The sequence below is a fragment of the Cypionkella sinensis genome, from assembly GCF_042646385.1.
Classification (GTDB): Bacteria; Pseudomonadota; Alphaproteobacteria; order Rhodobacterales; family Rhodobacteraceae; genus Cypionkella; species Cypionkella sinensis.
Genome location: NZ_JBHRTO010000001.1, coordinates 1,059,209 through 1,071,918, shown reverse-complemented (window position 1 = coordinate 1,071,918; position 12,710 = coordinate 1,059,209). Strand labels below are relative to the sequence as shown.

Here is a 12,710-nt window from a genome sequence, read left to right as displayed (position 1 = left end):
CCGTCCTTGACCTGTCTTGCTGGCTCTGGCATTGCCAAGCCAGTGAGACAGGAATTGATCAAATGAACCTCTTTGCCGAAATCCGCACCTTGGTCACTGACAGCCTGACGGCTTTGGTGGCCGAGGGCGTTTTGCCCTCTGGCCTCGACTTTGCGCAGGTGGCGGTCGAGCCGCCGCGCGATCCGGCGCATGGCGATATGGCGACCAATGCGGCGATGGTGCTGGCAAAGCCCGCAGGGATGCAACCGCGCGCGATTGCCGAGGCGCTGGCCGCGAAGCTGGCAGCAGACCCTCGGGTGACGGCGGCGGAAGTGGCGGGGCCGGGGTTCTTGAACCTGCGGCTGGCGGCGTCGGTCTGGCAGGGGCTGGTCAAGGCGGCTTTGACCCAAGGCACGCAATTCGGCAAATCCAATGCCGGGGCAGGGCGCAAGGTGAACGTAGAGTTCGTCTCGGCCAACCCGACCGGGCCGATGCATGTGGGGCATGTGCGTGGCGCGGTGGTCGGCGATGCGCTGGCGCGGCTCTTGGCCTTTGCCGGTTGGGATGTGACGCGGGAATATTACATCAACGACGGCGGCGCGCAGGTCGATGTGCTGGCGCGCTCGGCTTACGAGCGTTACCGCGAGGCTAACGGGCTTGAACCTGAAATCCGCGAAGGGCTGTATCCCGGCGATTATCTGATCCCGGTGGGCGAGGCGCTGAAGGCGCGCTTTGGCGACAGCCTGCTCGACAAGGGCGAGGAGGTTTGGCTGGCCGATATCCGCGAGATTGCTTCCGAGATGATGATGGAAGAAATTCGCGGCGATCTGGCGGCTTTGGGCGTTCGGATGGATGTCTATTCATCGGAAAAGGCGCTTTACGGCACCGGGCAGATCGAGGCTGCGATTGATGCCCTGCGCGGCATGGGCCTGATCTATGAGGGCGTGCTAGAGCCGCCGAAAGGCAAGACGCTGGAAGACTGGGAGCCGCGGGTGCAAACCCTGTTCCGCTCGACAGCACATGGCGACGATGTGGACCGCCCGGTGATGAAATCGGATGGGTCCTGGACCTATTTCGCGCCCGATATTGCCTATCATTACAACAAGGTGCAGCGCGGCTTTGATGAGCTGATCGACATTTTCGGTGCTGATCACGGCGGCTATGTCAAGCGGATGAAGGCGGCGGTCTCGGCACTGTCGGGCGGCCGCGTGCCGCTGGATATCAAGCTGGTGCAACTGGTCAAGCTGTTCAAGAACGGCGAGCCGTTCAAGATGAGCAAGCGCGCGGGCACCTTTGTGACCCTGCGTGATGTGGTCGAACAGGCGGGCGCGGATGTGACGCGTTTCATGATGTTGACGCGCAAGAACGATGTGACGCTGGATTTCGACTTTGCCAAGGTGCTGGAGCAGTCGAAAGACAACCCGGTGTTTTACGTGCAATACGCCAATGCCCGGATCAATTCGGTGCTGCGCAAGGCACGCGAAGCCGGGATTGCCTGCGGTGATGCTGACCTTGCCAACGCTGATCTCGCGATCCTTAACCATCCTGCCGAGATTGAAATGGCCAAGAAACTGGCGGAATGGCCGCGTCTGGTCGAGATCGCCGCCAAGGGTAACGAGCCACATCGCGTGGCGTTCTACCTCTATGAGTTGGCCTCGGAATTCCATTCGCTGTGGAACAAGGGCAATGATGACACCAGCCTGCGCTTCATTCAGGACGGCAATGCGGCAACATCTGCGGCAAAAATCGCCCTTGCGCGCGCCACGGGCGTTGTGATTTCGGCGGGTCTTGGTATCCTTGGCGTCACTCCGGTTGAGGAAATGCGCTAAGGTGGCAACGCCCAGCCAGCCCGGCCGTAATGGGCAAAATAACAAGCAGGGGTGGCATGTATCGCCCTTGCACGCGAGGCAAGACATGGCGGACGTGGATTTCGATGAGTTCGACGGCGGTTATGCCGAGCATGATTTAGGCTCGGGCGCGGCGCAGGGGCGGGCGCGCACGATGATCAACATGGCCGGGGCGGTCTGCTCGGTGGCTTTGGTGATCGGGCTCGGCGTATGGGGCTATAAACTGGCAGTCCGCGATGTGTCGGGTATCCCGGTAGTGCGCGCGCTGGAGGGCCCCTTGCGGATTGCGTCTGAAAATCCCGGTGGCGAGGTGGCGTCTCATCAGGGCCTTTCTGTCAATGCCGTTGCTGCCGCTGGCACCGCCCGTCCCCTGCCTGACAAGCTGATCCTTGCGCCGAAAGAGGTCACTCTTGCTCCGGAAGATCAGGCAGGCACCGCAGAATTGACGCAATTGCCTGCGGTTGATCCGTTGGCAGGTGGCACGACGGAAATGATCGAGGTCGCTCCGCAAGCCGTGGCCAGCCTTGCCCCGGTGGAGATTGCGCCCGAACCGAAAGCCGCTACGAACGCGGATGCGGCCAGCCTTGCCGTCACTGCCCCCTTGCCCGCCACGCAAGAAGACGCCGTAGCAGCAGCGCTTGCGGCGGCGTTGGCCGATGGTGAGGGTGCCGATGGCGGGCTGAGCGCGAATGATGTGGCCCCGGCAGAGCAAGCGAAATCGCCGCGTCCGAAGCTGCGCCCGTCTAGCCGCGCCGCAGCGCCCGTGGCTGAGGCGGACGCGCAGCCCGGAGCCGCTGAGCCTGCCCCTGCACTGGCAGAAACTGAGGCGCAACCCGCGCCAGTGGTTCCTGCGGCTGCCGAGATCGACCCTAGCACCATTCCGGCCGGCACCCGTCTTGTGCAACTCGGCGCGTTTGATGACGAGGCAAGCGCGCGGGCTGAATGGGCAAAGCTTCAAAGCGATTTCCCGGATCTGTTGCCGGGTAAGGCGATGGTGGTGCAATCGGCGCAAAGCGGTGGCCGCACATTCTACCGTCTGCGGGCGCATGGCTTTGACAATGAAGACGCGGCCCGCCAGTTCTGCGCCGCGATGTTGGCACAGAACGCCTCTTGCATTCCGGTTGCACAAAAATGATCGGCACCGGGGCGGCAATCTTTGGCTGCGCGGGGCTGACCCTTGGCGAGGATGAACGTGACTTTTTTCGTGATTATGATCCGCTTGGCTTCATCATCTTTGCGCGGAATGTTGAAACTCCGGCCCAGCTTGCTCGGCTGACCGCTGATCTGCGGGATGCTGTTGGACGTGATGCGCCGGTGCTGGTCGATCAGGAAGGCGGGCGGGTGCAACGGCTGCGCGCGCCACATTGGCGTGAATGGCACGCGCCGCTGGATACGGTGCAGCGGGCAGGTGCGGATGCTGCGCGGGTGATGGCGCTGCGTGCGACCCTGATCGCCGCAGAGCTGCGCGCGGTGGGGATCGACGCCAACTGCGCCCCGGTCGCCGATATTGCCGGGCCGCAAACCCATCCGTTCCTGCGCAACCGCTGCTACGGCGAAGACGTTGAAACAGTGACGAAAATTGCCCGCGCTGTTGCAGATGCGCATTTGGCGGCGGGGGTGTTGCCTGTGGTCAAGCATATGCCGGGGCATGGCCGATCCACCAACGACACCCACCACGATCTGCCGACCGTGACCACCGATCGCGCTACGCTGAGCGCCACAGATTTCGCGCCTTTCCGCGCGCTGGCTGACCTTCCGATGGCGATGACGGCGCATATCATCTTTGCCGCCTATGATACACGACCCGCCACGCAATCGCCTGCGATGATCAAAGCGATCCGGGAAGAAATCGGCTTTCAGGGCCTGTTGCTTACGGACGATCTGAACATGCAGGCGCTGGCGGGCAGTCTTGGGCAACGTGCAGCGCTGTCGATGGCGGCGGGCTGCGATATTGCGCTGCATTGCAAGGGCGATATGGCCGAGATGGTCGAAGTAGCGGCAGCCGCAGGCGCGATGACCGAAGCCACGCGCACCCGTGCCATAGCAGCACTTGCTCAGCGCCGCGCCGCGAAATCCGTTGACATCGCAGCCCTCGAAGCCGAACTTTCGGCTTTACAGGGCGAAGGCGCGCATGGCTGAAACCGACACCGATGATTGGAGCGCGGCAGAGCGGATCCCGGCGGCGGAGCGGCTGGCCTCGGAAGCGCTGATCATTGATGTTGATGGATTTGAGGGCCCGCTTGACCTGCTGTTGATGCTGTCGCGCACGCAAAAGGTCGATCTGCGCAAGATTTCGGTGCTGCAACTGGCCGAGCAATATCTGATCTTCGTGCAGCGCGCGCAGGCGTTACGGATCGAACTTGCCGCCGATTATCTGGTGATGGCGGCTTGGCTGGCGTTTCTGAAATCGCGCCTGCTGCTGCCGCCCGAACCGGGTGAGGCGGGGCCATCGGCCGAGGATCTGGCGGCGCATCTGGCCTTCCAGTTGGAGCGTTTGTCGGCGATGCGCGAGGCTGCGGCGCGGTTGATGGGGCGCGATCAGTTGGGCCGCGATTTCTTTGCGCGCGGTGTGCCCGAAGATGTGGCGCGCAAGGTCACGGTCAGCTATACTGCGACCCTGCTGGATCTGATGCGCGCCTATGCCCGCATCCGCACCCGCGACGAATTCCGCCCCTATGCCTTTGATCGCAAAGACGTCTACACGATGGAAGACGCGCTGGAGCGCATGCGCGGCTTGCTGGGCTATGCGGGCGAATGGTCTGATCTGACCAGCTTCATGCCCGAGGGCTGGGAGGTTTCTCCTGCACGGCGGCGCTCGGCGACGGCGGCGCATTTCGCGGCCATTCTGGAAATGGCAAAGCGCGGTCAGGTGCAGATCAAACAGGGCGAGGTGTTTGCGCCGCTGATGATCCGCAGGACAACACCATGACCGAACCCACCCACAGCGAACCCATCGAGAAAAGCCTGTTCGAAGCCCCGCCGATGGGGGAGCAGGAACGCATGGTCGAAGCCATCCTGTTCGCGGCCACCGAGCCTGTGACTTTGGCCGAACTGATCAAGCGGATGCCGCATGGCTGCGATCCCGCCGAGGCCTTGCTGACCCTGCGCCGCCGCTACGAGGGGCGGGGGGTGAATATGGTCAAGGTTGGTGATGCCTATGCTTTCCGCACCGCTCCCGATCTTGGGCATCTGATGCAAAAGGAAACCGCCGAGCAGCGCAAACTGTCGCGCGCGGCGATCGAGACGTTGGCAATTGTGGCTTATCACCAGCCCGTGACGCGCGCCGAGATTGAAGAAATCCGTGGCGTTGCCGTCAGCCGTGGCACGGTGGATCAGCTTCTGGAACTTGATTGGATCAGGCTGGGCCGTCGCCGGATGACGCCCGGCAGGCCGGTGACATTCGTGGTGACAGATCATTTTCTGGATCATTTCGGTTTGGAATCAGCGCGAGACCTGCCGGGGCTGAAAGAGTTGCGCGCGGCGGGGCTTTTGGACAGTCGCCCCTTGCCGGGCGGGCTTTCGACCCCATCTGAAGACGAAGAACAGCCCACCACCGGGCAAAGCGAGTTGTTTGAGGATTGATGCGATGGACCGGATTATCAACATGATCTTGAACAAGCTCTTGGGGCGGCTGGTCAATACTGCTGTCAACAAGGGTGTGGATTACGCCGCCCGGCGCGGCAAATCCCCCGATCAGATGACGCCGGAAGAGCTGCAGCAGGCGCGGGCGGGCAAGGATCTGGCCAAGCGGGCGCGGCAGGCGGCAAAGCTGACCCGGCGCATCCGCTAAAGCAAAAGGCCCGCCAGAAGCGGGCCTTTTCCATAGATTTTCGGTGCTTAGCGTGCCCGCCGACCGCCGCGACGTCCCGAGGTTGCAGCCGATGCGGCAGCGGATGCTTCGGCGAAGGTAGCCCCGGCCTCAACAGCCTCCAGCACTTTGGCGAAACGAATCCACTCGCCGCCGTTGGCGTCGTGGTTCATCAGGAAGTTGGCAGCGCGAATGGCCTCCATCTCAACCTGGCGCACCGGGTTCATGATGGCGCTGGTCATGCCTGCGCCAATCGCCATCGGCAGGAAAGCCGCGTTGATGCCGTGGCGGTGCGGCAGACCGAACGAGATGTTCGAAGCGCCGCAGGTGGTGTTTACGCCCAGTTCTTCGCGCAGACGGCGGACCAGAGCGAACACTTGCTGCCCTGCAGACCCCATCGCTCCCACCGGCATCACCAGCGGATCGACCACGATGTCATGCGCCGGGATGCCGAAATCAGCCGCACGTTCGACGATCTTCTTCGCCACAGCAAAGCGCACATCAGGGTCTTGGCTGATGCCGGTGTCGTCATTCGAGATCGCCACCACCGGCACGTTGTATTTCTTCACCAGCGGCAGAACCAGCTCCAACCGCTCTTCCTCGCCCGTGACCGAGTTCAACAGCGGGCGACCTTCGCAGGATTGCAGACCGGCTTCCAAAGCACCCGGAACCGACGAGTCGATGCACAGCGGCACATCGACGACTTCCTGAATCCGCAGGATCATTTCGCGCATCAGCGGCGGCTCGACAAAGTTATTGTCGGCATAGCGCGGGTCTTCGGCCATTTTGTTGGTGAACACGGCACCCGAGTTCACGTCCAGCACGGTGGCGCCGCAAGCGACCTGTTCCAGCGCGTCCTTCAGCACGGTTTCGAAATTGCCTGCTTCCAACTCGGCAGCCAGTTTTTTGCGGCCGGTCGGGTTGATGCGTTCACCGATGACGCAGAACGGCTCATCAAAGCCGATGACAACGGTTTTCGTTTTGGATTCAATGACGGTACGGGTCATTCTTAAACCTTCTCTTTAAGCGTTTGCGGCGTTTGCGGGCACGCCTGCGGCGCCGGCATTTTCAGTAACCCAAGTGGCATTGGTCTTGATGCCACCCAGCGGGAAGAAGTGAACCTGTTCGATGCCAAAGGCCGGATTGGCGGCTTTGTGCGCGGCGAGGCCTGCGACAAACTCGGTCGGCTCGTAGGGCAGCAGCAGTTTGGTCACATCCATCGCGCGCTTTTGCAGCACGCGCAGCGAAGCACCTACGCCGCAGGAAATCGCGAATTTGATCAGGGTTTGCAGCTTGGCCGGGCCTGCCACACCGATATGGATCGGCAGATGCACGCCCGCTTCGGCCAGCCGGTTGGCCCAGGCGATCACCGGATCGGCCTCAAAGCAGAACTGCGTGGCAATCGCCATCTTGGCATCAGAGCGTTCGGAAAAAGCCTGCTTCCACTTCAACGCCTGCATGACGATGGCATCGCCGCCGTCTTTGTCGATGTCCTTGTTGCCCTCGGGGTGGCCTGCGACGTGCAGACGTTCAAAGCCATCGAACAACCCGGTTTCGATCAGTTGCATCGAGCTGTCAAAATCGCCCGCAGGCGTATTCACACCACCACCCAGCAGCAGCGCCTGCTTGACGCCCGCCTCGGTCTGATAGCGCTTGATCCAATCGGCCAGGGTGGCCTTGTCGGCGATGATGCGTGCAGGGAAGTGCGGCATCACGTCAAAACCCTCGCCCGCGATGCGCTTGGCGGTGGCGACCATGTCTTCAATCGGGGTGCCCTCGATATGGGCGATATAGACGCGGGTGCCTTTCGGCAGCAGCGCGCGGAAATCTTCCACCTTTTCGGCGGTGCGCGGCATCACCTCGATGGAATAGCCCTTCAGAAAGGCTTCACTCGCATCGTTGTTGACGGCGGTTTTGGTTTCTTTGCGGAAAAAGCTAAGTGCCACGCGGGCCTCCCGTTAGATGTGGTCAGGCTTGCGCCCAGCCCTCGGCATTGATCAGCGCCTTCAAGCGCTCGGTGTCATAAGCGGTGTCCAGACGCGCGGCTTCGGCGGCAGCAACCTCGGCCGCTTCACCGTCGACCGAATAAGGATCAGCCTTGCGCCATTCTGCCAGATAGGCGTCAGCATCTTTGGCGCCGATCTTCATTGCGCAACGGTCGATCGCTTGCTCAAACCGTTCCGGCAGTTGCACCTTGGACGCGGCACGCCCCTTACCGACAATCACCTGCGCCGGGATATCGCGCCAAAAAACCACAACTACATCCGGCATCGCTGATTCCCCTCACCACTTTCACGCTTGTTCTATGCGGCCATCCGCGACAAGCAGGGTCGGTTTTCGACATAGAACATGCTGCCAGCGACCACGCCCGCTGCATACCACAAACAGCATCCACGCACAGAGCCTGCGTGTGGAGAGTTTTTCATCATTTGCATGAACCCCAGATCACGATTGCGCCGTCGTAGGGGAGGGTGCTTGCCTCCGGCCGCCAACGCGACTACCTTTAAGGCAACCACCAATGGAGGGCGATTATGGCGCCCGAGCGTCCCCTGGGGGCGGACGCGATGCAAACAGCGGTCGAGGCACAGGGTGCTTTCCGCGAAACTGACCCGTCGGCCCCCCCCGGCCTGGGTTCCAAGGGGCTTTATGCCGCCGTGGACTTAGGCACAAATGCGTGCCGCATGTTGATTGCCCAGCCGCGTGGCAGTCAGTTTGTGGTTGTGGACAGCTTTTCAAAGACTGTCCAACTGGGTGCGGGGCTGGAAGCCTCGGGCAGGCTTGGTCGTGCCTCGATGGGGCGGACCATGCAGGCTTTGCGCATCTGTCAGAAAAAGATCGAACAGCACGGCGTCACGCGGATGCGCTTTGTGGCTACCGAAGCCTGTCGGCGCGCGCGCAATTCTAAGGAGTTCATGCGGCAGGTGCGGCGTGAAACCGGGCTGATCGTCGAGATCATTCCCGCCGAGGAAGAGGCGCGGCTGGCGGTGATCTCTTGCGCGCCTTTGGTCAACCGCTCGACCGAGCAGTTGCTGGTGGTGGATATCGGCGGCGGATCGACCGAACTGGTGTGGATTGATCTGTCTGCTGTCGCCCCCGAGGATCGACCCCATGCGATCATGCGGCTGCATCGCGGCTTTCAGGCTGATCCTGCGGGCGCGCGGGTGGTGGATTGGATTTCGGTGCCGCTGGGTGTGGCCACGCTGAAGGATCAGTTTCAGGATGTTGAAGATGACGCGGCGCGTTTCGCGCTGATGAGCTGGTTTTTCGAAGAAAACCTCGCCTCGTTCAGCCCCTATGCGGCGGCGCAAAAGCGGGAAGGTTTTCAGATCATCGGCACCTCGGGCACCGTTACCACAGTTGCTGCCAGCTATCTGGGCCTGCGCCGGTATGACCGCACCAAGGTCGATGGCTTGCAGATGACCTCTGATCAGATCGACTCGGTCATCCGCGAATATCTGACGCTGGGGCCGGAAGGGCGGCGCAATGACCCGCGCATCGGGCGGGATCGGCATACGCTGATCATGTCTGGCGCGGCTATCCTTCAGGCGCTGATGCGGATATGGCCAACCGACAGGCTTTCTGTGGCCGACCGTGGCCTGCGCGAGGGGCTGCTATATGCACAGATGAGTGCCGACGGCGTGTTAGAGGACGGACCTTTCGAATGACGGAAAAGAACACATCAGGCCGGGGCCAGCGCGATCTGCGCGTGCGGGTGAAAACCGCGAAGGGCCGCAAGCTGTCGTCAACCCTGTGGCTTGAGCGGCAGTTGAACGACCCTTACGTCATCCGCGCCAAGAAGGAAGGCTATCGAGGGCGGGCGGCCTACAAGATTCTGGAGTTGGATGACAAATACAACTTCCTCGTGCCGGGTGCGCGGGTGGTGGATCTGGGCTGTGCGCCGGGGGGCTGGTGTCAGGTTGCGGTAAAGCGGGTGAATGCGCAGGGCGACAATCCGAAAAAGCCGATTGGCACCGTGCTGGGCGTGGATTTGCAGGAAATCGAGGGCATCGCGGGCGCGCAGATTCACCAGTTGGATTTTCTGTCCGATGAAGCCGACGCGCTGGTCAAGGGCTGGCTGGGTGGCAAGGCGGATGTGGTGATGTCGGATATGGCGGCTTCGGCCTCGGGGCACAAAGGCACCGATCACTTGCGCATCATCGCTTTGATCGAAGCTGCGCTCGCCTTTGCCTTTGACGTGTTGGAAGAAGGCGGCACCTTTGTCGCCAAGGTTCTGGCAGGTGGGGCCGAAGCCGAAATGCAGACCCAGTTGAAAAAGTCGTTCAAGAAGGTCGCCAACGTCAAACCCCCAGCCAGCCGGGCGGACAGTTCCGAGAAGTTCGTCGTCGCACAAGGTTTCCGCGGCAAGGCGACGCTGACCGGATCATTTGCGCCGCTGCCTGACGCCGAAGATTGATCAGAACAGCGAAACGATCCTGATCCGCCCCAAAACAAAAGGCGCCGTAACGGGCGCCTTTTTGCTTAAACTTCGATTGAGTTGCGCGAAAACCCGCCTCAGCCGCCCCAGGTGCGGACCGGGCCGCAATCCATATGAACAAAGTTGGAACCGTAGTAATGGCCGACGCCACCCGCCGAGCAGGCCTCTGCCGCTTTGGCCATCTGGCTGACCGAACGCGACTTCAAGCGCAGGTCTGCGGCCATGCCCTTCATATGCAGCGAATGCTTGGCAACGCCGCGCGAATGCGAGCGCAGCATCGCGTTGGTCGAGGGGCTGCGATAACCCGACAGCAGCATGTAGGGTTCACGAACATCCAGCAGACGGTGTGCGGCTGCGATGATGTCATAGTTGCGCGGGTCCATCCCGACCACTTCGTCCGAGCGCCAGTCGCGCATGAAGTGATTGATCTCTTTGGTAACTTCGGGGATGTATTCGCCTTCGACCCAATAGATCGTGTCGATGCTTTCCCCGGTGCGACCCGAATACATTCGGATCCGTCGAATGTCGCCCGCGCCCTTCAAAAGACCGAAGGCATTGGAATAAGTCGGGGCTGCAACCACGGCTGTCGCCGCAAAAACGCCCAGCAGCCCACGCCGCGTGATACCGTTCGAAGTCATATTTGCCATTCTGTGCGCCTGTCCGATCGCTGGTCTTTGACCGCCTTTAGTCGCGGTTCTGTTCGTCACTTCATCCCCAAGTGCCTGCACGTTATTGCACAGCTTGCGGTGAAGCCAAAGAGCAGATTGGCCGCCGAATCTCAGTCTGACGGCAATAGGCAAAAAATTGCTGAAAATGAGGGAACCAAGTGGGGATTTCCGTAGCTGCCATATTCGTGGCGAATATGCGACAATCGGCCAAGGAGTTGCGACCCAAGCGCGGCTTGACAGCTTAACACACGTTTACACTTCCGGCGATTTCACCCAAGCTTTTCAGAGTAATCAGCGTTTCCCGACCCTTGGCCCCGGCCCAAGCCATGAGAATCATCGTGCCCAATAGTTTCCCCGCGACTTTTCTGTCCTTGCGTTTTTTGGGGCGCGCCCGCACCGCTTTGCATCGGCTGAGTGTCAGCACCGCTTTGATCATAGGTCTGGCCTATGCAGCGCCTGTCTTGGCGCAAAGCGATGCCTTCACCCGGTCTTTGGCCGAAGCCGCAGCCGCGAATGAGTCGGTGGCCGCGTTCTATCGGATGCATGGCTATCAACCTTTGTGGACGGGTCCGCAGGATCAGGCGCGCCGTCATGCGTTGATGATGGCGTTTGCAACGGCGCAGGGGCAGGGGCTGCCTACCGGCCGCTATGACCCGGCTGCGCTGATCGCGCAGGCCAAAGCGGCGGTGACGGAAGGCGACCGGGGCCGTCTGGAAGTGGCGATGACCACGGCCTATCTGGCCTATGCCCGCGATGTCAGTTCGGGCGCTTTGACCCCGAAAAAGATCGACCCCACCATTCTGCGCGAAATTCCGCGCCCGGATCAGGCGAGCTTGCTTGCGGCCATCGCGGCGGCCCCAGTGCCGGAAACCTATCTGGCATCCTTGCTGCCCACCGTGCCGGAATATGCGCGGTTGATGAAGGAAAAGCTGCGGCTGGAGCATGATGCGCCGTCCGAGATCGGAATTTCGGCCTCCAAACTCTCGCCCGGTGACAGCGGTGCTGCGGTTGTGGCGCTGCGGGATCGGCTGATTGAACTGGGGTATATGGGGCGGTCGTCGACCGCTGTTTATGACGCACAGATGCAGCGCGCGGTGCAGCGCTATCAGTTGGATCAGGGCTTGGCGGCGGATGGTGTTGCAGGCGGCTCGACCATTGAGGCGCTGAACACCACGCCGGCAGAACGTCTGCAATCGGTGACGGTTGCATTGGAGCGGCTGCGCTGGATGGCGCATACCGATCTGGGCAAGCGGCATATCTGGGTCAATCAGGCCAATTTTACTGCAGAAATCGTCGATGATGGGCGCGTGACCTTCCAGACGCGGGTGGTGGTGGGCAAAGCCTCGCCAGAGATGCGCAGCCCGGAATTCTCGGACGAGATGGAATATATGGTGATCAACCCCAGCTGGGGGGTGCCGCGCTCGATCATCGTCAAGGAATACCTGCCGATGTTGCAGCGCAACCCGAATGCGGTGGGGCATTTGCAGGTGATTGATGGCCGGGGCCGGGTGGTGCCGCGGGGTGCGGTGAATTTCGCGGCCTATTCGGCGTCAAGCTTTCCGTTCGGGCTGCGTCAGCCGCCGTCGGATGGCAATGCGTTGGGCAAGGTGAAATTCATGTTCCCCAACCCCTACAACATCTATCTGCACGACACGCCCGCAAAGGCACTGTTTGCCAATGAAGTGCGCGCTTTCAGCCATGGCTGCATCCGTTTGGGCGACCCGTTTGATTTTGCCTACACCTTGCTGGCCAAGCAGACTGCTGACCCCAAAGGGTTGTTCCAGGAACATCTGGACAGCAAGGGCGAAAGCTCGGTCTCGCTGGAGGTGCCGGTGCCTGTGCATCTGGTCTATTACACCGCTTGGCCGACCAAAACCGGCATGGCCTATCGGCGGGATGTTTACGGGCGCGATGGCAAGCTGTTTGAGGCTTTGCGCGAGGCTGGGGTGACGATGCCAGAGGTGCAGGGCTGA

At 61.4% G+C, this 12,710-nt stretch carries 13 protein-coding genes; 9 read left to right on the top strand and 4 right to left on the bottom strand.

Going from position 1 to position 12,710, the window contains the following annotated elements:
• Positions 1-62 precede the first annotated feature (62 nt).
• The 6 genes from argS (at position 63) to ACFOGH_RS05270 (ending at position 5,616) form a co-directional block, all read left to right on the top strand.
• Complete coding sequence (gene argS / locus ACFOGH_RS05295) at positions 63-1,808, top strand: arginine--tRNA ligase (protein WP_380072017.1); 1,746 nt, start codon at positions 63-65, stop codon at positions 1,806-1,808.
• An 85-nt stretch (positions 1,809-1,893) separates the two neighbouring features.
• Entirely contained in the window at positions 1,894-2,961 is a 1,068-nt protein-coding gene (locus tag ACFOGH_RS05290) for an SPOR domain-containing protein (protein WP_380072016.1), read from the top strand.
• Entirely contained in the window at positions 2,958-3,965 is a 1,008-nt protein-coding gene (gene nagZ, locus ACFOGH_RS05285; RefSeq protein ID WP_380072015.1) for a beta-N-acetylhexosaminidase, read from the top strand. The genes ACFOGH_RS05290 and nagZ overlap by 4 nt, the downstream gene beginning before the upstream one ends.
• Positions 3,958-4,755, top strand: a complete 798-nt coding sequence (locus ACFOGH_RS05280; RefSeq protein WP_380072014.1) for a segregation and condensation protein A — start codon at positions 3,958-3,960, stop codon at positions 4,753-4,755. Before nagZ ends, ACFOGH_RS05280 begins: the two co-directional genes overlap by 8 nt.
• Positions 4,752-5,408 carry an SMC-Scp complex subunit ScpB gene (gene scpB, locus ACFOGH_RS05275; protein WP_380072013.1) on the top strand — a complete coding sequence of 219 codons (657 nt, stop codon included), beginning with the start codon at positions 4,752-4,754 and terminating at the stop codon, positions 5,406-5,408. Before ACFOGH_RS05280 ends, scpB begins: the two co-directional genes overlap by 4 nt.
• Positions 5,409-5,412: 4 nt before the next feature.
• A complete protein-coding gene (locus ACFOGH_RS05270; protein WP_380072012.1) occupies positions 5,413-5,616 on the top strand; it encodes a hypothetical protein in 204 nt (67 codons plus the stop codon).
• A 47-nt stretch (positions 5,617-5,663) separates the two neighbouring features.
• Here the strand turns inward: ACFOGH_RS05270 and ACFOGH_RS05265 are convergent, their stop codons facing one another.
• From ACFOGH_RS05265 to ACFOGH_RS05255, 3 genes are read right to left on the bottom strand one after another with little or no spacing between them, the layout of a single operon-like run.
• The gene (locus ACFOGH_RS05265; protein ID WP_380072011.1) at positions 5,664-6,641 is read right to left on the bottom strand and encodes a methyltetrahydrofolate cobalamin methyltransferase; all 978 of its coding nucleotides are present in this window, start codon (positions 6,639-6,641) and stop codon (positions 5,664-5,666) included.
• Positions 6,642-6,656: 15 nt separating this feature from the next.
• Positions 6,657-7,580, bottom strand: a complete 924-nt coding sequence (locus tag ACFOGH_RS05260) for a methylenetetrahydrofolate reductase (protein WP_380072010.1) — start codon at positions 7,578-7,580, stop codon at positions 6,657-6,659.
• A 22-nt stretch (positions 7,581-7,602) separates the two neighbouring features.
• The gene (locus tag ACFOGH_RS05255; protein ID WP_380072009.1) at positions 7,603-7,905 is read right to left on the bottom strand and encodes a virulence factor; all 303 of its coding nucleotides are present in this window, start codon (positions 7,903-7,905) and stop codon (positions 7,603-7,605) included.
• A 260-nt stretch (positions 7,906-8,165) separates the two neighbouring features.
• On the opposite strand from ACFOGH_RS05255, the gene ACFOGH_RS05250 reads away from it, so the two are divergent.
• Positions 8,166-9,299: a Ppx/GppA phosphatase family protein gene (locus ACFOGH_RS05250; protein ID WP_380072008.1), complete on the top strand. Its 1,134-nt coding sequence runs from the start codon at positions 8,166-8,168 to the stop codon at positions 9,297-9,299.
• Positions 9,296-10,048 (top strand): RlmE family RNA methyltransferase, encoded by a 753-nt coding sequence (locus ACFOGH_RS05245; protein WP_380072007.1) that lies wholly within the window; start codon positions 9,296-9,298, stop codon positions 10,046-10,048. Before ACFOGH_RS05250 ends, ACFOGH_RS05245 begins: the two co-directional genes overlap by 4 nt.
• A gap of 98 nt (positions 10,049-10,146) precedes the next feature.
• Here ACFOGH_RS05245 and ACFOGH_RS05240 read toward each other — a convergent pair whose 3' ends face one another.
• A complete protein-coding gene (locus tag ACFOGH_RS05240; RefSeq protein ID WP_380073972.1) occupies positions 10,147-10,707 on the bottom strand; it encodes a YcbK family protein in 561 nt (186 codons plus the stop codon).
• Between the two features lie 356 nt (positions 10,708-11,063).
• Here ACFOGH_RS05240 and ACFOGH_RS05235 point away from each other — a divergent pair, with 356 nt between their 5' ends.
• Entirely contained in the window at positions 11,064-12,710 is a 1,647-nt protein-coding gene (locus ACFOGH_RS05235) for a L,D-transpeptidase family protein (RefSeq protein WP_380072006.1), read from the top strand.